This window comes from Alloiococcus otitis ATCC 51267, from assembly GCF_000315445.1.
Taxonomy (GTDB): Bacteria; Bacillota; Bacilli; order Lactobacillales; family Carnobacteriaceae_A; genus Alloiococcus; species Alloiococcus otitis.
The window spans coordinates 258,386-282,226 of record NZ_JH992958.1 but is presented as its reverse complement, the minus strand read 5'-3'; the positions used below and the strand labels follow the sequence as shown (position 1 = coordinate 282,226).

The following is a 23,841-nucleotide window of genomic DNA, read 5'->3' as shown; positions in this document are numbered from 1 at the left end:
CTAAAATAGAATTTTTCGATAATCAAACAATAAGTGAAACTAAGCAAGGGGAGGATGAAGCCCTTCCTGCAGAACTTAGCCGAGCCAAAACTGCCTGGTCCTTGACGTTCTTAGTGAAAGTTAAAGTGGTTTTAGCAAGCTAGGCCCTCCATGTGTCTAAAGCATGAGTTCATGGGTTATCTTGCCCTAGCAAGATTAATCATTCATCTGTTCTTCTGCATTTTGGTCCTGGTCATTTTGGCCTTCATCGTCGTCTTCAGTCGGATCTTGGTCTGGGCCATCATCCTCACCGTCAGCTTCTTCAAAATCCTGGTCGCCCTCATCATCACCTGACTCTTGGTCCTCTTCTTCCTCTTCAAGGGGAAAGACAGCTGGGTTTTGGATAATAGTCCCATTTAAAGCGTGAACCCGGAAGCTTTGCTTACCGGAAGAAGTCGAAACCCGGACCACCCAAACTGGGGTATAAATACTCAAATCTTCTAAGTCGAGGGTCCGGTGGTAAGACAAGATGGGCAGGTCAACAGTCGAACCTGGTGGAATGTCATTGTTTTGAAAGAGGATTTGAACAGCTTCCAAGTCGGTAATGGTCTCTTCCTCCTCACCTTGGTCTGTCATCGGCCCAGCATAGAGCTGGTGGTAGGAGAAAATATCGTTGTTGGAATCAATGAACAAGGATATTTGCGAAGTTCCATCCATAACCGGTAGACCGTTAACGGTTTGGTAGTAAATAAAGCGACTCGTTTCAGGGTCAAACTCGCCAAAGCTGTACTCCTGTCCAAATAATACATAGTCTGATTTGACAAATTCCTCAATAGCCATATAATCGCTGTCTGTAAATCCGTCATTAGGATTGCCATCTAATTCAAGTGGGTTGGACAGGAAGGAAGTGTAATAAGACCCATCACTAGAAACAGAGCCTGCCTGGTCCTCTAGGTCAATCGCCTCTTCCTCCAGTAAATCGTGGTCATCAGCTTGGACAGCCTTGACCTCATGCTCAACTTCCTCAAAATTTGGAAGATTAATATCAGACTGGTCCATCCGTTCAACAATATTGACTGAGTCGTCAAAACTAGTGGCATAGTGGAGGCTGGTTCGGTTGGTGTAACTATTAAATAAATACAAGTTTAAGATGGCAAAGGCGATGATAAAGATGGTCTCAATTTTTTTAAAGTCCATTAAACATCGCCTCCTTGGTCCATAAAGTCATCCATGTTTGTCCACTTATCTTGGCTTTTAACAAACCATTCAGGTGTCAGCCTGACAACCTGGTCTTCTTCCCTGTCATCATCCCAGGTATAGCCAATGGTCAAGTCTTGGATCAAGTCTAAATCAACCACACTCCTTAAGTCCGCAATAACTTCTTCTCCTGAAGCTAGACTAACTTCCTCATCGTCATCAATGGACAAGGGGGTTTGAATGATAAGGAGGGGTAAGCGGAGTTGGGACAAACCTTCCTCTAAAACACCAACTTCAGTCAGGGTATTGAGGTCCCCTTCACTAAAGACAGGCCAGCCATTGTAGTATCTGCGGTAGACAACCTGCTTAAATTGGTTGTTTACCCCGTCATACTTGATTTCATTAGGCCAATTTTCCAAGGTGTTGAGCTCGTTACGACTAGCAATAAAGCGCTCACTTGTTGACATTTCATTCAAGTCACTTAACTGGCGGAAGTAGGTCAAAACATCACTCGCATTGTTAATCCGCAACTCGGTCTGCAAGTCAATGTAACGGGAAATATTATTAGACACCCGGAGCTCAACACCGGATGGATCAGGGAAAAAGTGGGTGGAGTACAGGCTGTTCGGCAGGCGTTCCACAACATGATAGTGGTTTTGCAATGTCACTTCTGTATTTGGGAGGTAGGCATACTTGTTTTGAATTTTTTCGGGATAAACGCTGAAGAGGCGGTTGCCCTCATCAGCCAAGAGGTCCTCTGCTTCACTTAGGTCTAGACTCACCAAGTTCACCTTGTAGAGAGTCTCGGCCTGGCTATTGTAAAAATCAAGCTCCTGGGGAGAATCTAGGTCAATTAAGACCTTGTCAAACTCTTGGTCAGCCAAGTCGGTTGGGATATTGTCAAAACTAGTCCCAAACAAGCCAAAGGGAAGGGGAGCTGAAAAGACCAACTCCAAAGCCTGTCTACTGGCAGCTACCTGGTCTTGGTAGTCTTCTAGGGATAAGTCCTCCCCTTCGCCCAATGTGTCTAAGCTCATGCTTTCAATGGTCCTGCTAAAGCTATCGTTAAAGACAGACGGGTCATAGGACCAAGATTCATCTTCTTGGTGGTAGATAAATTGGTGGGGGGAGTAGACTTCATTGGTATCTCGTTCAACTAGGCTGGATGGGCTAGGGTTCTCTCCTTGGGAAAGATAGCCATCATCCTGGTCACTGACAGGGACCCAAATCTTGTAACTCAAATAGATACTCAACAAGATTAACAAGGCTAGTATGACGTATTTGATGCGGGAGTAGGTCATGCCAGTTCATCCTCACTTTCGAAAGGTACAATCGGAAGAGAAATATAGAAGGTGGTGCCAACCCCTTCTTCACTTCTTACCCAGATATTACCACCGTGTTGTTCGACAACCTCTTTAGAAATAGCCAAACCTAGGCCACTTCCCCCCATGGCTCGGGACCGGGCCTTGTCTACCCGGTAAAATCGGGAAAAGACCCTGTTTAAGTCGGCCTGAGGAATCCCCATCCCTTGGTCAGAGATGGACAATTCCACCCGGTCGGTATAAGTATTATGTCTGGCCCGTCCTGTAATCTTAGACCCATCAGGGGAGTACTTGATAGCATTGTTTAAAATATTGTCTAGGACCTGGATAAATCGGTCGGTGTCAATTTCGACAAAGACCACTTCGTCCATGATGTCACGTTCAATCGAATAAGACTGGCCACTGTAATCATTTGAATTCAAAAGCATTTCAAACCGGCCTAAAACATGGTCAAACAGTTCTTTGATATCAATAATCTCTAAGTTCAACTGGCTCCGCCCAGTATCAATCCGAGACAATTGGAGGAGGTCTTCCACCATCCGGATCATCCGGTCTGTTTCGTCAGTGGTGACTTGTAAAAAGCGGGGAGCCAGGTCCTTGTCCTTCCAAGCTCCATCCGACAAGGCTTCAAGGTAACTTCGCATGGAGGTCAAGGGTGTTCTTAACTCATGGGAGACATTGGAGACAAATTGCTTCCGTTCTGAATCAATCCGCATTTGCTCAGTCACATCGTGGAGGACACAAACATAACCGACCACATAACCTGACTGACGCTGGATGGCTGAGAAGGTGGCCCGGAGAATCAAGCCTTCCACGGTATGTTCGGGGTCAATATAAATATCATCGGACTGGTTTACCAAATCTTCCAGCTGGGTCTCCTTGTCCAAGTCAATCAAGGTCCGGATGTCTTGGTTTTTAACATCTTCTTCTTCCTGGTCTAAAAATTCTAGACCCATGGGGTTGACAGTGGTCACCCGGCCAGTCCGGTCTGTTGCAATAACTCCATCTGTCATATGTGTCAAAACCATGTCCAATCTTCGACGTTCAGATTCTATGGATTCCTGGGCTGTAGCGACTTCTTCTGACAGGTGGTTGATCAAATTGGACAACTCACCCAACTCGTCGTTACCGTGGACAGTCAATTGACCGGAATAGTCACCGTCCGCAATTTTCTTGGTTAACTCTTGCATGTCAATAATCGGCTTGGTGATGGCCCGGGAGATAATATTAGCCAAGACTAGAGACACAATGATGGCTAAGACGGAGGCCTGGATAAAGGCAAAGGTGATCTCATCCACCTCATCGTAGACTGATTCAATATTACTTTCCAAGCTGACCGCCCCGATAACCGTGGCATTATCCTCGCTGGAATAGACTGGCTCAATAATCTTGTAGCGGCGGTTGCCTGTAGCCGGATCAATGACCTGCTGGGTAGAATTCTGCCCTTGGATAACCGCATTTCGTGCTGCATCATCGTCAGTCAGCTGGCCGACCAGCCCCTGCCGGGTATCATCACTCAAGGCCAGGATGGACGAATCGGTGTCAATAATGGACAGCTCGGTCACTAAAGGACCCGAATAGTCATTAATCAGGTTTTGGATCTCTGCTTGGGGGTCAATATCCTCATCTTGTTCAGGGGCATGGAGTAGCTCCAGGTAGGGGCGGACCACTGTTTGGATATAGGAAACCTGGTTTCGTCGCTCCTGGTGGAAGTTACTGACCAGGTTCTGTTCAATCTGCGTAATAAAATTTGCCCCGATAAATTGCAGGGCAAATAGAAGGATCATGACAATGACAAAGATAATTTTTGTTGAAATGGAGCTGATAAAAGGTATTCTTTTCTGCTTGCCCTTTTTAGCCAAAACGCTTAACTCCCTTACTCTTCAGGATTTCGCAAGTAGTAGCCTACTCCTCTTCTGGTTACCAAATAATTAGGATGGCTGGGATTGTCTTCAATTTTTTCCCGCAGCCGTCTAACGGTCACATCAACGGTCCTGACATCACCAAAGTAGTCATAACCCCAAACAATCTCAAGTAAATTTTCCCGGGTCATGACCTGACCGAGGTGTTTGGCCAAGTAGTGTAAGAGTTCAAATTCCCGGTGAGTCAATTCGATGGTCTCATCCTTTTTGGAAATAATATAGGCATCGGGGTGGATGGTTAAATCCCCTACCGTAATGTCGGAATTTTCCTCTTCTTGACTCTCCTCAGCCGATTGGACAACCGATTGACGTCTTAGACTAGCTTTGACACGGGCGGCTAATTCCCGGTTAGAGAAAGGCTTGGTTACATAGTCATCGGCTCCCATCTCTAAACCTAAGACCTTGTCAATTTCTTGGTCTTTGGCAGTGACCATGATAATTGGCATGTCATGAGTTTTGCGGATTTCGCGGGTAACCTCCAAACCATCCTTTTTGGGTAGCATCAAGTCCAATACGATCAAGTCAGGGTTTTCTTGGTTAGCAACCTCAATGGCCTCTTCGCCGTCAAAGGCAACCACGACTTCATAGCCTTCCTTCTCAAGGTTAAACTTGACAATATCGGAAATAGGTTTTTCGTCATCAACCACTAGTATTTTCTTCATTATTATCCTCCTTTACTAGCTATGATCCTGATAATCAGTAATATTATATCTCATCAAGGGTCTGGATTCAATTCGAGCTTAGCGGTTGTCAAGCTCTTGGTAACTTATTTTACAAGCCTGACTTTGCTTGGCCTGGGCCTGGTCTTGGGGGTAGACCTCAACGTTGAGGTCCAAGTCCTTGTTAAACAAAAAGACAACCGAGATAGCCAGGTCCGGTCGCTTGCTCTTCAGGTAGTCCAAGTCGATTGTCCCGAGCAAGTCCCCTGCTTGGACCTCGTCTCCCTGCTTAACTTGACTGGTCAGACCCTGGCCATTGAGTAAGATGGCATCCGGTCCCACATGAATCAGGATTTTGTTGTCATCAGCCAGGTTAATATAGTAGGCGTGGTGACTGCCTGCTAACTGGCTAATCTGACCAGACACAGGTGAATAGATGGCCCCGCTTGAAGGGACGACGCCGTAACCATCCCCTATCATCTTGTCAGAAAATACGACATCCTTAACCTCGGTTACCGGAATCACTTGACCATCTGTCACTGCCTTCAGTATTAATTCTTTTTTGTCGCCCATTATCAGCTCTCCACTCAATATGTATTGTATTCCCTAATCATAACAGGTAATATTCAGCCAGACAATCCTCTTTTGGCATGATCTTGGCTTAAAAAGGTTTTTTAATTTCTAGCCTGCTTGGCCAACCATTCCCCCCTTTAACCACTTGGCAGCAAACCAGGCCATTTTAGTCAACTATGATCCAATTGCAGCCTGGCCAATCGGTCTTCAGCCCTATTTTTAACCTTAAGGTCGTTTTCCTATTGCCATCCTGGTCAAATGAGATTATATTTTATTTATCAAATACTGCATGGTGGCTGGTGGGGTCGATCCTTTTATGAAAAGGAATACAATTTCTTCCTAGAGGCTGCCGTGTAAAAAAGGAGCAGATGATATGTCTGGCAGAATCAAAAAACTCGTCCTAACCCTCCTGGCTATTGGTCTTATCCTGGCCCTCTTTCTTTTGGCTTGGACCTACTTCAGCTCAAGTGGCCCAGAAGTTGCAGGAGGAGAAGACTTAGAAGAAGCAGAAGACCTATACCAGTCGACCACCCTCTATGAACAAGATCCCATCACCGTTAAGGGATTTGCCCAGCTCCAGGTGGACCAAAGCTATACTTATGACCCTGAACTGGGAGAAATCGAAACCGTCCATGTGGCAGATGGCCAAGAAGTAAAAAAGGCGACCGCTTGTTTACCTACCGAAAGACAGACCAGGAATCTTTAGTTGAAATCGACGAACTCAAACGAGAGCAAACCAAGCTCTACAACCAGAGACAAGCCCTCCAAGCTAGCCTGGCCAATGCCCAAAATGCTTGGGCCAACTACCAAAAGCAAGTCAATATACAAGAACCACTACTTGCAAGTCAAGACCAGGAGGAAGAAGTGGGTGAAGAAGGAGTAGAGCCTGACCTAGCCTTAGACCCCCCTGCTGACGACCCCGCCAGCATCAAGGCAGCCATCCAGGAAGTCAACCTCCAAATCCAAGACCTGGAAGCCAAACTGGCCCAGGCCCAAAACAGCCTCTACCAAAATGTCCTAGCCAAGGCAGACGGGACGGTTTACCTGGACCAAAGAGGACGGGATGACAACCGCCAGGCTTTTATCCGTTTGGTGGGGGACCAGGTTTACATCCGAGGCTCGGTTAATGAATTTGAATTTTTTGCCTTGGGAGACAACCGGATTGTGGACCTCTTCGTCCCAGCTGAAAACAAGGAATTAAAAGGCAAGATGGTGGAATATGACCGCTTCCCAGGTTCGGGCCAAGAAGGAAGCCAAAGTTCTGATGAAGAGAACCTAGACTCCGGTATGTGGGCTGGAGACCTGGGAGGAGACCAAGCCAGCAACTTTAACTTTACAGTCAAGCCGGATGACTACATTCAACCAGGCTTTTCCGTTGAAATGCTCATCCAAGTCCCCGGTATCGCCATCCCTTCTGAAGCCATTGTCCTAGAAGGGGACGACCAGTATGTCTTTGCCTACCAAGAAAACAGCCAAACCGTTAAAAAAGTGAAACTGGAGTCAGAACCAGCTGGGCAAGCCCAGGTAACCAAGCAGGCAGACCTCAAGGCAGGGACCCAAGTCATCCTCTATCCTGACGGTTTAGAAGACGGCCAGTCTGTCAGCCTGGATACCGGTATGGAAGAAGGAGACTTGGAAGGGATGGAAGACTACGGTGAGGAAGCTGTAGGTGAAGCGATGGAAGGTTGGTAGAATCGATGACAAGTAAAGATACCAGTGGCAAACAGGCCCTTATTAACATCCAGGACCTCAACAAGTCTTACGACCTGGCCGGAGACCGGCTCCAGGTCCTTAAAAACATTAACCTAACCATCCACAAGGGGGAATTTATTTCCATCATGGGGCCGTCCGGTTCTGGTAAGTCGACCCTGATCAATGTCTTGGGATTTTTAGACAATGATTTTGACGGCCAATATTACTTTATGGGCGACTTGGTCCAGTCCTATAGCGACCGGGTCATCTCAAACTACCGTAACCAAAAAGTAGGTTTCGTCTTCCAAAGTTTTAACCTGATCGAAAACATGACCGTCAAAGACAATGTGGCCCTCCCCCTCCTCTACCAGGGCATGCGGGCCAAGGACACAGTAGCAAAGGTAGCTGCAATCTTAGAGGATATGGGATTAGCTGACAAGGTCAAGAACTACCCCCCCTGAACTTTCAGGTGGCCAACGTCAGCGGGTAGCCATTGCCCGAGCCCTGGTCATGAAACCGGAATTTTTAATTGCAGATGAGCCGACCGGGGCCTTAGATAGCAAAACCTCTGCCTCCATCATGGCCATCTTAAAGCGGATCAATGAGGAAGAAGGCGTGACGGTGGTCATGGTGACCCACGACCCCACTCTCCAGTCCTATGCCAGCCGCCACCTGGTCATTACTGACGGGAAGATAGAAGAAAAAGACCGCCAGGAAGCAGAACGCCTGGCCAATTTATACAAGCAAGAGCAAGTGATTGAAAACCAAGGAGGTGGAGTGGATGAGGCTTAGCGAACTGCTTAAAACTGCCTTTCTCACCATGAAACTCAACAAGAGGCGGACCATCCTGACCATGTTTGGGATCGTCATCGGCATTGCTGCCGTCATCACCATCCTCTCTTTGGGGGCCGGCTACCGCAAGCAAATGGTGGACTCCTTGACCAAGGATAGCCAGGGCCGGATTAACCAATCTTTTTACTTTATCAACGAAGAGACCGTAGATGACTACCTCTCCCTAAAACCCTTTACAGAGGAAAACCTGGAGACAATCAAGACCATGCCAGGAGTCCTCGATGCCGATTTGGGGAACACGGAGGAAGAAGAACACTACCTGGAAGTAAAATCAAACGAATCTTCAGTCGGGTCACCAGATGATATGGAGGGGGAGTACGAGGATAATTATGTTAATGTCAAACCTTCAGAAAATGTCCAAGCTAACCTTTTAGCAGGCCGGGCTTTGACCAAGCTAGACAGTGACCGTCACCTCCGCTATGCCATGATCGATTCCGACCTAGCCTCCAGACTTTTCCCAAACGAACTGAATTTTGATGCCCTCATCCACCGAACCCTCACGGTTGAAGGCCAGGCTTTTACCTTGGTAGGCATTTATGAAAGCCAAGAGCCCACTGACCCGGAAGCAATGGACAGCCCTTTTCAGGAAGCCATATCCACTCCACCCCAAGTCTACCTACCCCAGGAGACTTTTACCCTTTTAAATGGACCAGTCTTCCCTGACTTTAACCTAAACGTATACTACCAAGAAGGTAGCAACATGGCCCAAACCAACCGCCAAATCAAGAACTACTTGGAAGAAGCGGGAGGCGAAAATGACAAGGGGTCTTATGACTACGATGATGTGTCTGAATTTATGACAGAAATCGGCCGGCAATTGCAACTAATCACCCTTTTCATCACCTTCATTGCCTCTATCTCCCTCTTTATTGCTGGGGTGGGGGTCATGAACATGATGTATATTTCCGTTTCAGAGCGAACCAAGGAAATCGGAATCCGCCGGGCGATGGGGGCAAGCAAAAAAAGCATCCAATTGCAATTTCTATTTGAAGGAATTGCCATCACCCTTGTTGGTGGTCTCCTAGGCTATCTCTTGGGTATTGGCCTTGCCTTTATCATCTCCAACTACCTCCCCTACAATGCCATCATCGACCTGCCAACTGCCCTGGTCTCCGTTATCGTCTCAACCGTTATTGGACTGGTCTTCTCCGTTTTTCCAGCACGGACAGCCGCCAAGAAAAATGTGGTGGAAATCTTACGTTAAGTAGGGGCAGAAAGGTATTGAATACAAACTGAAGAAGGGATCCAGCCTGGCTGGATCCTTTTTATTAGGGCTGGGCTTGTCTAGTCAATAAAAATCTTGCTTGCCCAAGTCTGGCTTGTCCAAGGCCAAACCTGCTATTTTCCATCTGGCAGGAGGCTTGAGGTGTGTTATAATGCAGGTAATAAAGAGATAAAGTTAGGTAGGATTATGGAGAAAAAATTATTTGTTTTTAAAGTAGGGACCTCTTCCTTGACCCAAGAGGATGGCAGTTTAGACCGGATTAAGTTGGCCCGGATCACCCGGCAATTAGCCCAAATCCACCAGCAAGGCCACAAACTGGTCTTGGTTAGCTCGGGATCGGTAGCTGCTGGCTTTAGCCGGCTCGGACTTAGCCACTACCCCAGCCGGATTGCCGAAAAACAAGCCTCTGCCGCTGTGGGTCAGGGCCTCTTGATCGAAGAATATACCCACAACCTGATGATGGACAGCATTTGCTCGGCCCAAGTTCTTTTGACCCAAGAAGACTTTTCCGATGCCAGACGTTATAAAAATGCCTCCCGTGCCCTCCGTGTCTTGCTCAACCACGGGGCTATCCCCATCATTAACGAAAATGATACCATTGCCATTGAAGAATTGAAGGTAGGTGACAACGACTCCCTGTCCGCCCAGGTAGCCTCCTTACTCAAGGCCGACTTACTGGTATTGTTGACCGATGTTGACGGCCTTTACACCGGCAACCCAAGCCAAGACCCTACTGCCCGCCACCTGCCTGTCATTAACCAAATTACACCCGACCTCTACCAGATGGCTGGAGGTGCAGGGTCGGCCAATGGAACGGGTGGCATGACGACCAAGATCCAAGCGGCTGAAATGGCCACCAAGGCTGGAGTCCCTGTTTTTATCTGTTCCTCCCAGTCCGATACAGCCCTGATCCAAGCCCTTAACCAGAACATCAAAGGGACCTTGTTCAAGGCCAAAGCAGAAAACCTCAGTCAGCGCAAGCAATGGATGACCTTTTATGCCAAGGCCCAAACCTCGATTAATATTGACGACGGGGCTAGTCTGGCCATGAAAGAAGAGGGGTCTAGTCTCCTGGCCGCTGGGGTCAAAGAGGTCAAGGGGCAATTCAAGGTTGGGGACGTAATTGAAGTTTACCGGGCCAGCGACCACCACTTAATCGGACGAGGCCGGGCCCGGATGACGGCCGATGACTTACGCAAGCTCCTCCAAAGCTCCAAACCCAAGGGCATTGTGATCCACCGCAATGACTGGGTTACCCTCTAAGATAGTTTAGAAAGGACGACAATTTTGACTACAACTCAAGCACTACTAGTCAGTTTGCTAAAGAATAAAGCTTCTATCAACCAGGCTTCTAGCCAGGATAAAAACCAGGCCTTACAAGCCATGGCGGACCAACTTTTGGCCGAAAAAGACCACATTTTACAAGCAAATCAAAAAGACATGGCCCAGGCAGAAGGTAAGATCGGACAAGTCATGCAAGACCGCCTCCTCTTAACTGAAAGTCGCATTCAGGACATGGCCCAGGGGATCTTGGACCTTATTGACCTGCCTGACCCGGCTGGCCGAATCCTGGACCAATACGAAGCTACCAACGGTCTAGTCATTAACAAGCTAGCTGAGCCTTTTGGTCTGATCGCCATTATCTATGAAAGCCGGCCCAATGTAACTTCCGATGCGGCAGCCCTGGCCCTCAAAAGTGGCAATGCCACTATCTTGCGCAGTGGCAAGGAAGCCTTCCAAACTTCCCAAGCCATTGTCACAGCCCTCAAGCACGGTCTTGCCACCAGCCCTATTCCTGACACAGTCCTGGAACTGGTCCAAGATACCAGCCGGGCCTCATCGATAGAATTAATGACAGCCAAGGGGCAGGTAGACCTCCTGATCCCCCGGGGTGGCGCTGGCTTGATCCAGGCAGTGGTCGACCAAGCCACCGTCCCTGTGATCGAAACAGGAACCGGCCTCTGCCATATCTACGTTGACGCAAGTGCCAAGTTAGACATGGCCTTAAATATCGTCGAAAATGCCAAGTGTGACCGGCCCTCTGTTTGCAATGCAGCCGAAGCCCTACTAGTCCACCAAGACCAAGCCCCAAGCTTTTTGCCTCGCCTAGAAGACAGACTAGGCGGCCGGGTTGAGCTCCTGGCGGATGACCAAGCAGCTAGCTACCTCCAACAATTTACCCCAGGGACAGAAGAGGACTTCCATACCGAACACTTGGACTACAAGCTATCGGTCAAAGTCGTTCCCTCTTTAGAAGAGGCCATTGACCACATCAACTCCCACTCCACCGGCCACAGTGAAGCCATTATCACTGAAGACGACCAGGCCAAGGCAGCATTTACCCGACAGGTGGACTCTGCCGCCCTTTATGTGAATGCTTCCACCCGGTTTACCGACGGCAGTCAATTTGGCTTGGGTTGCGAACTAGGCATTTCCACCCAAAAGATGCATGCCCGGGGTCCCATGGGGCTCAATGAAATGACTACCTACAAATACGTCATTGCAGGCAATGGCCAAATCCGGCAATAAGGAAAGGAGTTTTAGGATGAAAATCGGTTTTATCGGTCTAGGTCAGATGGGGTCCGCCGTGGCTAGGGCTGTTGCTAAAAGCCAAGAAGGGGACTTCCTCTTAAGTAACCATAACCAGGACAAGGCAAAAGCCCTCCAAGCAGACATTGGAGGGGAGGTTGTCTCCAACCAGGCCATTGCCCAGTCAGGAGACCTCATCTTCCTTGGGGTCAAACCCAATATACTAGTCCCCCTTTTAAAAAACTTGACCGAAAAAAACCCGGTCAAGGATGAAACAGTGTGGGTTTCCATGGCGGCAGGCATTCAACTAGACCGCCTGGCTGAATTTGTCCCCCAAGACCGGCTAATCCGGATGATGCCCAACACTCCCTTAAGGCTTGGAGCTGGCATGACCACTTATACCTGCTATAACCCTGACCTAATCTCCCTCTTTGAAGACCTCATGGCCCAGTCTGGGGAGGTCAAATTCCTGGACGAAAAAGCCATGAATGCTGCCACAGCCATCGCAGGATGCGGTCCAGCCTTTGCCTACCAATTTATCGAAGCCTTAATCGATGCCGGCATCCAAAACGGCTTGACTTATGGCGACAGCAAGCTGCTAGCCAGCCAAACCCTGCTTGGGGCCGGCCTCATGGTCAAATGCTTAGACGACCACCCAGCCCAGCTCCGCCACCAGGTCACTTCCCCAGGCGGGTCGACCATAGCTGGGTCGGTATCTCTAGAGAAAAACAAGTTCCGCCACGCCGTCATCGATGCGGTCAACTCTGCTTTGGCCCAAAACCAAAAGTTAGGGGAAGACTAGGGAAATCTTGTTTTTACAGACCGACCAAAAATGGCCCTTACCAAAAACTGGGAATTGATTTTTTGTCAGACCGGCAGAGAAAACTAGCCAAAAACCAAAATTAGGGTTTGCTTATTTTAATAGACCGCCAAGACAGGAACTTTTTTAGCTTTGCTTTTCCATTCAAAAGATTTCGCTAAGGCCAAACAGCCACTCTTTTTCCCATTAAGCAGATTTTTGAAAGAATTTTAACTATTCCTTCAGGACAAATAATTTGGATCATGCTTGTCGTTAGGGCTCTTTCGTGGTATTCTTAATTCATCTATTTATTCATTTTATTCTGTCTCTTTCTGAGCAGGTAGATTAGGAGGTTATTATGTCTACTCCCTACATTATCGCTTTGTCTCTTGTCATTATTGCTATTGTTGCCATAGTCATTGCTGCTGTCGTAGCTTCAAAAAAAGTGAAACCAACTCTTAATAAAATGGATTCCTTGTCTGAAAATATCGAAGATGCCGTCGACCGGTATGGGAAAGAAGGTCAGGCCATCCAAGACCGGATCGAAAAAATCCAAGAACGAGTGGCAATCACCCAAGTCGATGCCCAGCAAAAAATAGGATCGCTTGATGAACTACAAGACCAATTCCAAAGCTTATCAGCTTCACTAGCCTACCTTAAAGACCAGAGCCAGGACTTTTCACAATCTTCTCGTCAAAACTTGACTGACAAGATCAAAGAAGAAGGGCCAGCCTACCTCAAGCTTTACCAAAAAGCCTTGAAAGGCACCTTCAAAAAACAAAAAGAACGCTATAGCTAGAGCATTACAAGTTTAATCATCTGAACAAGGAGTGGTTTGCATGCCAAAAGTTAGCCTATCAAAAACGATATTCTTAACAGCTGGGGCCGCACTCGGAGCCCTCTTATTTGCCCCTAAATCGGGCAAAGAATTGCGGAAAGACCTTAAAAAAGAAGCCAAACGCTTGGGTGGAGAAGCCAAAGTTTATGCCAACAACCTAAAAGATGACTTCGATGAAGCCTACCAAGAAGCCAAGGTCCAAGCCCAGGAAGAAAAAGAAGAGGCTGCCAAGCAAGAAGAAGAATTAGCCCGGACCATAGCTGAAATTGAGCAAGAACTTGAAGAAAGAGACCAGGTGACCCGCCAAGACGACCAAGGTGACTTAAATAGAGTCCCAGACAATGTCTTGGAAGACCTTGACCTAGGCGACACCAAAAACACCAGCCAAGAGCCTCACCAAGACCAGGTTGTCCCCCGCGGTGAATTAGATGAAGCCTTGGATGACCAAGACTTAGAAGATGACCCTTCTTTCCAAGCCAATCCTGAATAAGACCAAGAAAAAGCCCAGGATCCTGAGAGCAAGGACCCTGGGCTTTTTTGACTTTAATTTGTTATAAGTTTATCCCCCGTCTTGCTTTGGGGATGTATAAGTTATTTTTCTGTCAGGGATTGTAGAAATTTAGCCTGCTAAAGTTGGAAATTTCCGATTCTCATATAACGTATGTTGTTTGAGAAAATCACGGCGAAATTCTCAAATAACACTTGTAGTTTGAGAAAACCAGCAAAATTCTCAAACCTGAACTTAAGTTCGAGAATAACTTATGTTTTTATTGTCCTTTCCAAAAATAAAGCATGGTTCTCGGCTATCATTTAACTGACAATCCGACAAACCTAACCATTTTTAAATATGGTGGCGCCAGGTAGAAGGTGTTAAGAAAATCAAGAGAGGATAAATTTCTAAACGACCGGCAATCATAGCAAAGGATAGGACCAGCTTGCTCAGAGGGCTGACCGCTGCCAGGCTTTCGACCTCTCCCAAGGTCCCAAGGGTGACGCCAGTATTGTTTAAGGTTGCCGTCACAATACTAAAGGCAGCTGACAAGGAAGAAAACTCCAGGGTCATAAAGAGCAAGAGGAGGATAAAGGTGGAAATATAGACGATGAGGTAGCGACTAGTAGACTGGATAACTCGCTCATCCAGGGGTTCGTCTTCAAAATGAATGGTCACAACCCGGTTAGGATAGGCATTTTGCTTAACCTCTGCAAACATGGTTTTGACTAAAACCAAGACCCGGGAAACCTTGAAACCACCTGAAGTCGACCCAGCCATCCCACCGATAATCATTAAGAGGAGGAGGATAAACTTAGAGAAAATGGGCCATTCCCCAACAGGTGACAGCTCAATCCCGGTAGAGGTAATCATGGAAACCACGGTAAAACCAGCTTGGTGGAAGGCTTCGGGGAAGGACTGGTAGACGAAATAAATATTGACACTGACCAAGAGGACTGCTAAGCCAATAATCCCCAAATACCACTTGAGTTCATCATACTGGAAGGCTTTTTTGATGTGGCCTGAAATAGCCAGGAAAAAAAGGTTGAAGTTAATCCCAAAAAGAAGCATCCCCACTGCTAGGACACTTTCAATGGCTATGCTGTTATAAAAAGACACATTGCTATTGTACATGCTAAAGCCCCCAGTGGCCGCCACCCCAAAAGTATGGATAATGGCGTCAAAGGGTTTCATGCCAAAAAAACCCAAGGCCAAGGCAACAAGAATAGCCAAGCTGATGTAGATAAAAAACAAGTAGCGGGTTGACTCTGTAATCCGGGGCATGACCTTGCCGTAGCGAGGCCCTGTCACCTCTGCCTTTAAAACATTCATGTATTCACTATCGGTTGAAGGCAGGATGGCCAAGGCAAAGACCAGGATTCCCATTCCCCCTAAAAACTGGGTGAAGGCCCGCCAGAAGTGGTTGGACCGAGACAAAATTTCCACATCATTTAAAATGGTCATCCCTGTGGTGGTAAAGCCAGAAGTGGACTCGAAAATAGCATCAAAAACGGAGCTAAAGTCCCCGCTTAAGATAAAGGGCAAGGACCCCATCAAGGACATCAAAAGCCAGGTTAAACTGACAATGATAAAGCCTTCCTTGGCATAGATGTTAAATTGCTTGGGGGTATTGTGAGACATTAAATAACCCAGAAGCAAGGAAAAAAGGGAGACGGACAAGTAACTGAGTATGTATCTCAAGTCTTCTCGGTAATAGAAGCTGACTCCTAGGGGGAGGAGCAAGAATAAGCCATTAAAAAAGAGCAGGCGACCCACCAGGTATTTGATCATCTGTCTGTTCATCCAACACCATCCTCGCTTATTTCAATATCTCGTCAATCTCATCCAGAACTTTGCGGGTCGTCACCACAATCACCTTGTCGCCAGGCAAGATGCGGTCAGCCCCAGTTGGGAAAAGAAGGTCGTCACCACGGACAATAAAGGCAATCAAGAGGTCATCTTTTAACTTGAGGTCAATCAAGGGAATATTAATGATTTTTGATTCAGACCCCACTTCAAACTGCATGGCTTCTGCCTGGTTGTTGGCCACCCGGAAAAAGTTCTCAAAGTGGGAAGAATAATGGTACTTGAGGGCCCGAACATAGCGGATAATCTTGTAGGCAATGAGACGTTTAGGGGTGACGATGGTTTGCAAGCTAATGGAACCTATCAAGGACATAATCCGCAAGAGGTCCGTCCGACTAACCTTGGTAATAACCTTTTTAGGGTCAAAGGTCATGGCAAACATGGAAGTTAAGATATTGCTTTCATCCACCCCGGTCAGGGAAATGACGGCATCATAGGACCCAATCCGCTCTTCTTCCAGGAAGGACTGGTCGGTCCCATCCCCTTCGACCACCACACATTTGGGATACAGGGAGCTCAATGACTTGGCCGCACCGGTGTTTTGCTCGATCACCTTGACTTTGACACCCTTGTCCAAGAGTAGACCGATAAGGTAATGGGTAATCCGGCCACCGCCTATAATCAAGGCAGTTTTGATCTGGCCCACCTTACCGTTGACCTTGGCATAGAATTCATTTAATTTCTCCTTGGTTGAGACAACGTAGATTTCATCCCCCTCTTTGAGGACAGTTTGCCCACTTGGGATCAAGGTTTGGCCATCCCGTAAAACAACCGTCACCAAAATATTGCCAAATCTCTGGCGGAAATCACTAATTTTAACATCAATCAAGGGGGAATTTTCCTTGATCAATAATTCAGATAGGTTGACCCGGCCATTGGCAAATTCTTCGATACTCAAAGCTTCCGGGTATTGGATGACCCGCATAATGTCTTCCGCTGCTTCTTTTTCAGGGTTAATCATAAGGGAGATATTGAGGTCATTTTCCATAAAATCGATGTGGGCCGAGTATTCAGGATTACGGACCCGGGCAATGGTGTGCTTGGCCCCCAGTTTTTGGGCGATAATACAAGCGATAATATTGAGTTCATCTTCAGAAGTCACGGCGATAAAAATATCCCCATCTTCCACCTGGGCTTCCACCAAGGTATTATAGTCGACACAGTTTCCGATGACGCCTGTAATATCATTTTTATAAACTAAACGCTCTAATTTTTTCTCGTTTTTTTCAATCAAGGTAATATTATTGCCTTCATTGGTCAACTCAACACTAAGTAGTTCCCCAACTTTGCCACCACCAGCAACAATAATGTTCATCTGTAACCTTCCTATCTCTAGTAACCTGGCTGGACTACTCATATAGACCCAATCATAGCAAATATTAAAGTAATTTTAAATAACCTATTGTAATTCCCGAAAAATCAAGGTATTATCGCCTTATGCTATAAGGAGATGCTACGATGAAAAGCTTACATAAACACCGTCTTTCTACCCCATTTAAAATCGTCTTAAGTTTTTTATTTATCATCCTAGTGGGATCTTTACTTTTAAATCTACCGATTTCTCAAACCGACCAGTCCCAAGCCAGCTATTTTGACCACTTGTTTGCAGCAGTATCCATGATATGCGTAACCGGCCTCTATACCCAACCGGTCTACCTTACCTACAACACCTTTGGTCAATTTGTCTGCATGGTCCTGATTAAAACCGGGGGCTTAGGCCTATTAACTTTGGTGGCAGCCATTTTTATCGGGATTAACCACCGGATCAACCACAGCCAAACTGTCCTCTTGTCTGAATCCCTCAACCGCTTTGACCAGTCTCAATTTCCTAGCTTTATCATTATGATTCTTAAAATGACTAGTACCCTAGAAGCCATCGGTGCTTTTATCCTGTCTTTTGTCTTTGTCCCACAGTTTGGTTGGCTGAAAGGAATTTTCAATTCCCTTTTCACTTCCATCTCAGCCTTTAACAATGCTGGTTTTGATAACATGGGTGCAACCAGTTTAATTAACTATGCCCATAATCCCATCATCAACATCGTCGTTCCCTTTCTCATTATTGCTGGAGGCTTGGGCTTTTCTGGCTGGTTTGAAGTTTTGGCCATGGCTAAGTCCGCCATCCAATCACGTTTCCGGAAAAATCGGATTCCCTTTAAAGAAGTTTCCGTCCACACTCGGATGGTATTGACTGTAACTATTTTCTTATTGGTGTCAGGAACCCTGGCCTTCTTGTTGACAGAATGGTCCAACCCCCAAACCATTGGAAGCTACAGCTTGGTTGATAAAGTCCAAGTAGGCTTCTTCCAATCGGCTACTATGCGAACAGCCGGCTTTTCCACCATTGACTATACCCAGATGATTCTACCTTCTTTCATTATCGCCTTCGTCTTAATGTTTGTTGGCGGGTCACCCGGGTCAACAGCTGGTGGGGTGAAAACCTCTAGTGTCATGCTTATTATTTTACTAATTAAAAATGAAATATTCCAGGAAGATAGCCTTAACTACCACCACCACTCCATCAGCAAAAATATTGCTAGAAAAGCCTTGGTCATTGGGATCATGTTTGTCATCTTGACCTTACTTTCTTCCTTTTTAATCAGCATCTTTGACATGGGAGTCAAATTTGAGTACATTGTATTTGAAGTCATTTCTGCTCTGGCTACCGTTGGGGTTTCGGCCAATTTAACCGCTAGCCTCAGCCGGATCAGCCAGACCATTTTGATGCTCTTGATGATTATTGGCCGGATCGGACCAATCACCTTCTTTGCTGCCCTCCAGGTTAATAAACGTCAAAAAATAAATGTTAAATACGCTAAAGGACATGTCTTAATAGGATAGGAGATTAGAATGGCCCAAACAATTGGAGTACTTGGTTTAGGCATATTTGGTTCCACTATAGCCAAGGAACTCGGTAGCCACCACCACAATGTCATTGCCATTGACTGCAATGAGGAAAATGTCAACCGGATTGACCCTTATATCAGCCAGGGAATTGTGGGTGACTTTACCCAATATGACCTGCTCAAAGAAGTGGCCATCGAGCAGTGTGACCAGGTCGTTGTAGCAGCTGGCTCATCCCTTGAGGCCAGTGTCTTGGCCATCATGCACTTAAAAGAGCTGGGTGTGGAAAATATCACTGCCAAATCAAAAAACCACGACTATATGCGGATTATGAAAGAGCTCGGTGCCAACCGGGTTATCCGGCCTGAATACGAAATGGGCTTGCGGGTTGCCCGCAAGATTATGAAACCCCGACTCATGGACATTATTGACTTAGATGATAAGACCTCTATTATTGAATTTAAACCGCCCCAGGAGTGGGTTGGCCGGTCCCTGTCTGACTTAAAAATTCGCCAACACTTCTCTTTAAATGTGATCGGTTTGAAGGATTCCGCCAAGCAAAAACGGACCTACCAAGTAGACCCCAACGAAGTCATCAACCCAAACACCATCTTGATCGTGATTGGAGACAGCAATGAAATTGAAAACTTTCGACTAGATTAATGCCATAAATCAGGTCTAAGAATTGTCCAAGACTGTCAAAAATTAGATGACAACTTGACTAACCATATGAAAAGGGCAAGAGAAATACCTTTCTCTTGCCTTTTTCTTGTGTCCAACTTGTCTAATCCTAGTCCAGGTCAATTAATTGGCTTTCTTTAATATCTTGAATGGTCTGGGTTCCAGCTAACTGCATGACCCGTTTCAAGTCTCTCTCAAAGTATTCGAAAACAGACCGGACCCCTTTCCAGCCTCCCAGGGCTAAACCGTACAAGACTGGTCGGCCTAAAGCCACGATATCAGCTCCGGAAGCTAGGGCCTTGAAGATGTGCTCACCCCGCCGGATACCGGAGTCAAAAACAATAGGAACCCGTCCTGATACAGCCTTGGCAATCCCTTCCAAGGACTCAAAAGATCCTGGGGCCCCGTCCAATTGCCGTCCACCGTGGTTGGACACCCAAATACCAGAAGCTCCCGCATCAATAGCGGTTAAGGCATCTTCTGGAGCTTGGACACCTTTGACAAAGACTGGCAAGTTGGAGTAATCAGCTAGGAAGGTCACGTCACGAACGGATATCTTTTGCTTAGACTGGCCGTAAATATTGTTGAGTGACATATTCTTAGCCCCACCCTTCAAGTAGCGAGACACAATGGGCATGCCAAAAGGATAAACAAAGTGGTTGCGGTCATCTGTATCCCTGTTACCCGACACAGTGGCATCAGCAGTTAAGATAATAGCTGAAGCTCCATCAGCCTTAGCTTCATCGATAATATTTTTGTTTAATTCATCATCTTTGGACATGTAAATCTGGAACCATCGGGCATTGCCATTTAAGCCTGCTGCTATTTCGTCAAAATTCGCTCCTGAATAAGCAGAAATGGACATGATCGATCCACCGAATTCAGCTATCCCCTTAGCGGTTCCTGCTTCTTTGGACTCATGGGCCAGACCATGGGCGGCAATAGGAGCCATAATAAAGGGAACTTTGAGGTCCTGACCTAGGATGGAAGTGTTTGTCTCAGGCTTTTCAACGTCAGCTAAAAGACGAGGCAAGATTCCCTTCTTATTCCATACTTCGATATTTCGTCTTAGGGTAAATTCGTCTCCTGACCCACCTGACAGGTAGCCATAACCTCCCTTGGATACGACCTCTTCGGCAAATTTTTCCAGGTCATAAGTGTTGATAATTTCCAAATCTCTGACTTGTCTTGGTGCTTGATATTCCTCAGACATGAACAGCCTCTCCTTTGTTTATCATTAATGGCGGAGGGTTGGGAAAGCTGCTGGTAAAGTGTAACCCTTTCCATCCATTCAAGTTTATCCTACCATTTGGCTAAGAGCTTATAAACATCAATTTTTTTATAGATACATTAATCTAATTTATATCATACTAGTGTCAGGAGTTGTTAGTTTTTACAAATAATTCTATCTGGATATCATAAAAATCTCCTTTCACTATGAAAACCACTTGTTATTAGTCAAACAATCTTATAATTAAAATTGATATGGGGTTGGCATTATGGTATGCTTTTATTGTTAAATAATGAACATGGGGTGTTCCAAATGTCAAAAAAGTCTTTCCTTACTTCACTGCTTAGTGTGGTTATGTTATCAGCTTGTGGACAAGACAATCCTAATCAGCACGAAGAGACTGAAAATACTGACCAATCGAGTGAAAACCAAGTCAGCGATAGTGACTCTAGTGCAAGTCAAGAAAATGAAATAATTCAAGGTGCAAGCAGTGATCAATTAGAAAATAGCTTTGATGTTGTTGTAGTTGGTGCTGGCGGAGGAGGCATGGCTGCTGCTATTGAAGCCCATGATGCTGGTAGTAGTGTTGCTATTTTTGAAAAAATGCCAATAGTGGGGGGTAATACCAAAGCGTCATCAGGGGGGATGAATGCAGCTGGATCTTCAGTTCAAGAAGCCCAGGATATTGAGGATGATCCTGAATTATTTTTCCAAGAATCCTTAGAAGGTGGACATGGAGAAAATGATGAAGAGTTACTTCGCTATTTAACTGAAAATGCAGCTGATGCTATTGATTGGCTAGACTCCTTAGGGATTACCTTAGATACCTTATCTTATACTGGCGGTATGAGCCAGCCAAGAGCTCACCGACCAACAGACGGCTCAGCAGTAGGAGAGTATTTAGTTGAAGGTCTTTCTCACAATATTGACGAAAGAGATATACCAGTCTTTTTGAATTCTCAAGTTCATGGCCTGATTGAAGATGATGGAGAAATAACTGGTCTAGAAGTGGATCTTAATCAAACAGAACAAGTTCAAGTTGAAGCAGGAGCTGTTATCGTAGCTACTGGTGGTTTTGGGGCTAACTTTGAAATGCTAGCTGAATATGATCCGGAACTAGAAGACTTGGTCACAACTAATCATGAAGGAGCAACCGGCGATGGCCTAAAAATGATTGAAGATGTTGGTGGTAATTTAATAGATATGGATCAAATCCAAGTCCACCCAACTGTCCACCAAGAAGATGGGTATTTAATCAGTGAATCTGTCAGAGGAAGTGGGGCTATCTTAGTAAACCAAGAAGGCCAACGTTTTGTTGATGAGATGGAAACTCGTGATTATGTTTCGGAATCAATCAGCAATGAAGAAGATGGCTATGCTTATATTATTGGAGATGCTGGTTTAAGAGACAGAGCAAGTCAAGTTGACCAATATGATGAAATGGATCTAATAGTAGAAAGGGATAGTATTGAAAACTTAGCCCAAGCTATTGATATAGATCCTGAAGTACTTTCAACCACCTTAGATGATTGGAACCAAGCCGTAGATCAGGGAGAAGACCCTGAATTCAATCGAACAACTGCTATGGATGATCAACTGAATGAAGGACCCTTTCTTGCGATCCAGATTGCTCCCGGTATTCACCATACAATGGGTGGCGCTGAAATCAACACTCTAGCTCAAGTTATTAGTACAGAAGGACAAGTCATACCTGGCCTCTACGCCGCTGGAGAAACAACTGGTGGAGTCCACGGGGCCAACCGTATTGGAGGGAATGCTGTAGCTGACATCATCGTCTTTGGCCGTCAAGCTGGCAAACAGGCAGCTGACTATACCAAATAAGTTCTATTAATACAATAATAACGCCTTGAACCATCCAAATTTCAAAAGATGGTTCTGGCGTTTTTTATAGGAAATTTTCTTCCACATTCCCTTATAAACTTTCATTCAAAGAATTTTTCTAGAAAATAGTAAAAGCCAAAAATAGGATAATAAGTAGGAGCCTCATATCATTTACTGTAAATAAATTTTTTATATAAGGCTGAACTAACTTTTTACACCAGAAAAACTCTAAAAATTTTACAAAAGTAAACAAATCAAATGAGATTGAAGGGGCAAATATGCTATTATTATAATATGTAATAAGGAGATTGAAGGGCTTAGCACAAAGGCTTTGGCCCTAATAGAAGACACATGGATATTGGAGAAGATTCTTGCTATGAAAATTCAAGATTTAGTATACTACCGCTACTTAGCAGATTGCTCAAGCTTTACCAAGACAGCTGAGGCCTTTTTCGTTTCACAGCCTTCCATTTCTATCGCCTTAAAACGTTTGGAGGAGGAATTTGAAACCCAGCTGATCACCAGAGACCGGTCAACCAAAAGCTTTGCCTTGACCCCTACTGGTAAAATTTTATACGAGCGGGCCGACCAAATTTTAACTATCTTGGACCAGGCCAAACACGAAATTAAAAGCAATGAGGAAAATGTCATCCACTTTGGCTTTTTACCGACCATTGCCGGCTACTTCTTGCCACGCTTAATGCCCAATATGGCGGAATTTGTCCAGTCTATCCAATTGGTCGAAGACGAAAGTTCCAAACACATGCTCCAGCTCTTGAAAGACGGGATTGTCTCCGCTGCCATCACCGGCCTACCAGACCATGACCTAGAGGGAGACTGGGCAGAGATTTACCCCATCGATACAAGACCTCTCTCCATTTGCGTTCCCAAGTCCCACCCTTTAGCCAATAATAGGGAAGTGACTCTCAACCAAATTCGAAACTACTCCTTGGTCACCCTGGACGAAAAATACGTCCACCACCAAATCGTCTCCAACTGGATGGACAAGGTTGGCATCCAGACCTCCCAGGTTACCTTTGCCAAGGAAATCCAATCCGTCCACTCCCTTATTGCTTCCAGCTTGTCAGTCGGCCTTATCCATGATGTCTTGGTCCACGACCGACCTGATTTGGTGACCATCCCCCTCAAAGAGGGTCCGGAATTTACCACAGCCTTGGTCATTAATAAAAACTTAAAACTGACCGAAGCCCAAGCAGCCTTTAACCAAAGCCTCAGGGAAAAAGTTCTCCAGCTCAAGCAAGTTTAAGACACAGTAAACTTAATATATAAACAAAAAAGCACC

Annotated in this window: 22 protein-coding genes and 1 pseudogene; 15 read left to right on the top strand and 8 right to left on the bottom strand. The window is 45.9% G+C overall.

What is annotated here, in order from left to right:
• Window positions 1-195 precede the first annotated feature (195 nt).
• From HMPREF9698_RS03830 to HMPREF9698_RS03810, 5 genes are all read right to left on the bottom strand, one after another.
• Complete coding sequence (locus tag HMPREF9698_RS03830) at window positions 196-1,176, bottom strand: two-component system regulatory protein YycI (RefSeq protein ID WP_003777475.1); 981 nt, start codon at window positions 1,174-1,176, stop codon at window positions 196-198.
• Window positions 1,176-2,477 (bottom strand): YycH family regulatory protein, encoded by a 1,302-nt coding sequence (locus tag HMPREF9698_RS08430; RefSeq protein ID WP_003777474.1) that lies wholly within the window; start codon window positions 2,475-2,477, stop codon window positions 1,176-1,178. The genes HMPREF9698_RS03830 and HMPREF9698_RS08430 overlap by 1 nt, the downstream gene beginning before the upstream one ends.
• Complete coding sequence (gene walK, locus HMPREF9698_RS03820) at window positions 2,474-4,360, bottom strand: cell wall metabolism sensor histidine kinase WalK (protein ID WP_003777471.1); 1,887 nt, start codon at window positions 4,358-4,360, stop codon at window positions 2,474-2,476. The genes HMPREF9698_RS08430 and walK overlap by 4 nt, the downstream gene beginning before the upstream one ends.
• Before the next feature lie 14 nt (window positions 4,361-4,374).
• Window positions 4,375-5,082: a response regulator YycF gene (gene yycF, locus HMPREF9698_RS03815; RefSeq protein ID WP_003777470.1), complete on the bottom strand. Its 708-nt coding sequence runs from the start codon at window positions 5,080-5,082 to the stop codon at window positions 4,375-4,377.
• Window positions 5,083-5,160: 78 nt separating this feature from the next.
• Window positions 5,161-5,652, bottom strand: coding sequence for a PTS sugar transporter subunit IIA (locus HMPREF9698_RS03810; RefSeq protein WP_003777468.1), 492 nt, complete (start codon window positions 5,650-5,652; stop codon window positions 5,161-5,163).
• A 373-nt stretch (window positions 5,653-6,025) separates the two neighbouring features.
• Between HMPREF9698_RS03810 and HMPREF9698_RS03805 the strand changes: the two genes are divergently transcribed.
• The 11 genes and pseudogenes from HMPREF9698_RS03805 to HMPREF9698_RS03765 all read left to right on the top strand — a co-directional run bounded on the left by HMPREF9698_RS03805 (window position 6,026) and on the right by HMPREF9698_RS03765 (window position 14,077).
• Complete coding sequence (locus HMPREF9698_RS03805; RefSeq protein WP_003777466.1) at window positions 6,026-6,358, top strand: hypothetical protein; 333 nt, start codon at window positions 6,026-6,028, stop codon at window positions 6,356-6,358.
• Complete coding sequence (locus HMPREF9698_RS03800; protein ID WP_003777464.1) at window positions 6,322-7,344, top strand: efflux RND transporter periplasmic adaptor subunit; 1,023 nt, start codon at window positions 6,322-6,324, stop codon at window positions 7,342-7,344. Before HMPREF9698_RS03805 ends, HMPREF9698_RS03800 begins: the two co-directional genes overlap by 37 nt.
• Before the next feature lie 5 nt (window positions 7,345-7,349).
• Window positions 7,350-7,805: an ABC transporter ATP-binding protein gene (locus tag HMPREF9698_RS09250; protein ID WP_003777462.1), complete on the top strand. Its 456-nt coding sequence runs from the start codon at window positions 7,350-7,352 to the stop codon at window positions 7,803-7,805.
• Window positions 7,777-7,845 (top strand): annotated as a pseudogene (locus HMPREF9698_RS09280) (hypothetical protein); the annotation flags it as partial. The gene HMPREF9698_RS09250 and the pseudogene HMPREF9698_RS09280, both read left to right, overlap by 29 nt.
• 9 nt (window positions 7,846-7,854) lie before the next feature.
• Window positions 7,855-8,136, top strand: a complete 282-nt coding sequence (locus HMPREF9698_RS09245; RefSeq protein WP_003777460.1) for a hypothetical protein — start codon at window positions 7,855-7,857, stop codon at window positions 8,134-8,136.
• Window positions 8,126-9,400: an ABC transporter permease gene (locus HMPREF9698_RS03790; protein WP_003777458.1), complete on the top strand. Its 1,275-nt coding sequence runs from the start codon at window positions 8,126-8,128 to the stop codon at window positions 9,398-9,400. Before HMPREF9698_RS09245 ends, HMPREF9698_RS03790 begins: the two co-directional genes overlap by 11 nt.
• A 207-nt stretch (window positions 9,401-9,607) precedes the next feature.
• Window positions 9,608-10,684, top strand: coding sequence for a glutamate 5-kinase (gene proB / locus HMPREF9698_RS03785; protein WP_040292524.1), 1,077 nt, complete (start codon window positions 9,608-9,610; stop codon window positions 10,682-10,684).
• 24 nt (window positions 10,685-10,708) lie between these two features.
• A complete protein-coding gene (locus tag HMPREF9698_RS03780; protein ID WP_003777453.1) occupies window positions 10,709-11,950 on the top strand; it encodes a glutamate-5-semialdehyde dehydrogenase in 1,242 nt (413 codons plus the stop codon).
• Between the two features lie 16 nt (window positions 11,951-11,966).
• Window positions 11,967-12,752, top strand: coding sequence for a pyrroline-5-carboxylate reductase (proC, locus tag HMPREF9698_RS03775; RefSeq protein WP_003777451.1), 786 nt, complete (start codon window positions 11,967-11,969; stop codon window positions 12,750-12,752).
• A 355-nt stretch (window positions 12,753-13,107) separates the two neighbouring features.
• Entirely contained in the window at window positions 13,108-13,548 is a 441-nt protein-coding gene (locus HMPREF9698_RS03770; RefSeq protein WP_003777450.1) for a hypothetical protein, read from the top strand.
• A gap of 40 nt (window positions 13,549-13,588) precedes the next feature.
• Window positions 13,589-14,077: a YtxH domain-containing protein gene (locus HMPREF9698_RS03765; protein WP_003777447.1), complete on the top strand. Its 489-nt coding sequence runs from the start codon at window positions 13,589-13,591 to the stop codon at window positions 14,075-14,077.
• Window positions 14,078-14,428: 351 nt separating this feature from the next.
• Here HMPREF9698_RS03765 and HMPREF9698_RS03760 read toward each other — a convergent pair whose 3' ends face one another.
• Window positions 14,429-15,880 carry a TrkH family potassium uptake protein gene (locus HMPREF9698_RS03760; RefSeq protein WP_003777446.1) on the bottom strand — a complete coding sequence of 484 codons (1,452 nt, stop codon included), beginning with the start codon at window positions 15,878-15,880 and terminating at the stop codon, window positions 14,429-14,431.
• Window positions 15,881-15,896: 16 nt separating this feature from the next.
• Complete coding sequence (trkA, locus tag HMPREF9698_RS03755; RefSeq protein WP_003777444.1) at window positions 15,897-17,258, bottom strand: Trk system potassium transporter TrkA; 1,362 nt, start codon at window positions 17,256-17,258, stop codon at window positions 15,897-15,899.
• Between the two features lie 143 nt (window positions 17,259-17,401).
• Here trkA and HMPREF9698_RS03750 point away from each other — a divergent pair, with 143 nt between their 5' ends.
• On the top strand, window positions 17,402-18,781 hold the full coding sequence (locus tag HMPREF9698_RS03750) for a TrkH family potassium uptake protein (RefSeq protein ID WP_003777442.1): 1,380 nt from the start codon (window positions 17,402-17,404) through the stop codon (window positions 18,779-18,781).
• Window positions 18,782-18,790: 9 nt separating this feature from the next.
• On the top strand, window positions 18,791-19,447 hold the full coding sequence (locus HMPREF9698_RS03745) for a potassium channel family protein (protein ID WP_003777440.1): 657 nt from the start codon (window positions 18,791-18,793) through the stop codon (window positions 19,445-19,447).
• 127 nt (window positions 19,448-19,574) lie between these two features.
• Here HMPREF9698_RS03745 and HMPREF9698_RS03740 read toward each other — a convergent pair whose 3' ends face one another.
• Window positions 19,575-20,678 carry an alpha-hydroxy-acid oxidizing protein gene (locus HMPREF9698_RS03740; RefSeq protein WP_003777438.1) on the bottom strand — a complete coding sequence of 368 codons (1,104 nt, stop codon included), beginning with the start codon at window positions 20,676-20,678 and terminating at the stop codon, window positions 19,575-19,577.
• Window positions 20,679-21,008: 330 nt separating this feature from the next.
• Here HMPREF9698_RS03740 and HMPREF9698_RS03735 point away from each other — a divergent pair, with 330 nt between their 5' ends.
• Window positions 21,009-22,538 (top strand): flavocytochrome c, encoded by a 1,530-nt coding sequence (locus HMPREF9698_RS03735; protein ID WP_040292450.1) that lies wholly within the window; start codon window positions 21,009-21,011, stop codon window positions 22,536-22,538.
• A 376-nt stretch (window positions 22,539-22,914) separates the two neighbouring features.
• A complete protein-coding gene (locus HMPREF9698_RS08425) occupies window positions 22,915-23,805 on the top strand; it encodes a LysR family transcriptional regulator (protein ID WP_003777434.1) in 891 nt (296 codons plus the stop codon).
• The last annotated feature ends 36 nt before the right edge of the window (window positions 23,806-23,841 follow it).

Coding starts and splice junctions, on each gene's coding strand:
- HMPREF9698_RS09245 (WP_003777460.1), top strand. CDS start 7,855: ATGAAACCGGAATTTTTAATTGCAGATGAGCCGACCGGGGCCTTAGAT.
- trkA (WP_003777444.1), bottom strand. CDS start 17,258: ATGAACATTATTGTTGCTGGTGGTGGCAAAGTTGGGGAACTACTTAGT.
- HMPREF9698_RS03745 (WP_003777440.1), top strand. CDS start 18,791: ATGGCCCAAACAATTGGAGTACTTGGTTTAGGCATATTTGGTTCCACT.
- HMPREF9698_RS03770 (WP_003777450.1), top strand. CDS start 13,108: ATGTCTACTCCCTACATTATCGCTTTGTCTCTTGTCATTATTGCTATT.
- HMPREF9698_RS03805 (WP_003777466.1), top strand. CDS start 6,026: ATGTCTGGCAGAATCAAAAAACTCGTCCTAACCCTCCTGGCTATTGGT.
- HMPREF9698_RS03790 (WP_003777458.1), top strand. CDS start 8,126: ATGAGGCTTAGCGAACTGCTTAAAACTGCCTTTCTCACCATGAAACTC.
- HMPREF9698_RS08425 (WP_003777434.1), top strand. CDS start 22,915: ATGAAAATTCAAGATTTAGTATACTACCGCTACTTAGCAGATTGCTCA.
- HMPREF9698_RS03810 (WP_003777468.1), bottom strand. CDS start 5,652: ATGGGCGACAAAAAAGAATTAATACTGAAGGCAGTGACAGATGGTCAA.
- HMPREF9698_RS03830 (WP_003777475.1), bottom strand. CDS start 1,176: ATGGACTTTAAAAAAATTGAGACCATCTTTATCATCGCCTTTGCCATC.
- HMPREF9698_RS09250 (WP_003777462.1), top strand. CDS start 7,350: ATGACAAGTAAAGATACCAGTGGCAAACAGGCCCTTATTAACATCCAG.
- HMPREF9698_RS08430 (WP_003777474.1), bottom strand. CDS start 2,477: ATGACCTACTCCCGCATCAAATACGTCATACTAGCCTTGTTAATCTTG.
- HMPREF9698_RS03735 (WP_040292450.1), top strand. CDS start 21,009: ATGTCAAAAAAGTCTTTCCTTACTTCACTGCTTAGTGTGGTTATGTTA.
- HMPREF9698_RS03760 (WP_003777446.1), bottom strand. CDS start 15,880: ATGAACAGACAGATGATCAAATACCTGGTGGGTCGCCTGCTCTTTTTT.
- HMPREF9698_RS03750 (WP_003777442.1), top strand. CDS start 17,402: ATGAAAAGCTTACATAAACACCGTCTTTCTACCCCATTTAAAATCGTC.
- HMPREF9698_RS03765 (WP_003777447.1), top strand. CDS start 13,589: ATGCCAAAAGTTAGCCTATCAAAAACGATATTCTTAACAGCTGGGGCC.
- proC (WP_003777451.1), top strand. CDS start 11,967: ATGAAAATCGGTTTTATCGGTCTAGGTCAGATGGGGTCCGCCGTGGCT.
- yycF (WP_003777470.1), bottom strand. CDS start 5,082: ATGAAGAAAATACTAGTGGTTGATGACGAAAAACCTATTTCCGATATT.
- proB (WP_040292524.1), top strand. CDS start 9,608: ATGGAGAAAAAATTATTTGTTTTTAAAGTAGGGACCTCTTCCTTGACC.
- HMPREF9698_RS03740 (WP_003777438.1), bottom strand. CDS start 20,678: ATGTCTGAGGAATATCAAGCACCAAGACAAGTCAGAGATTTGGAAATT.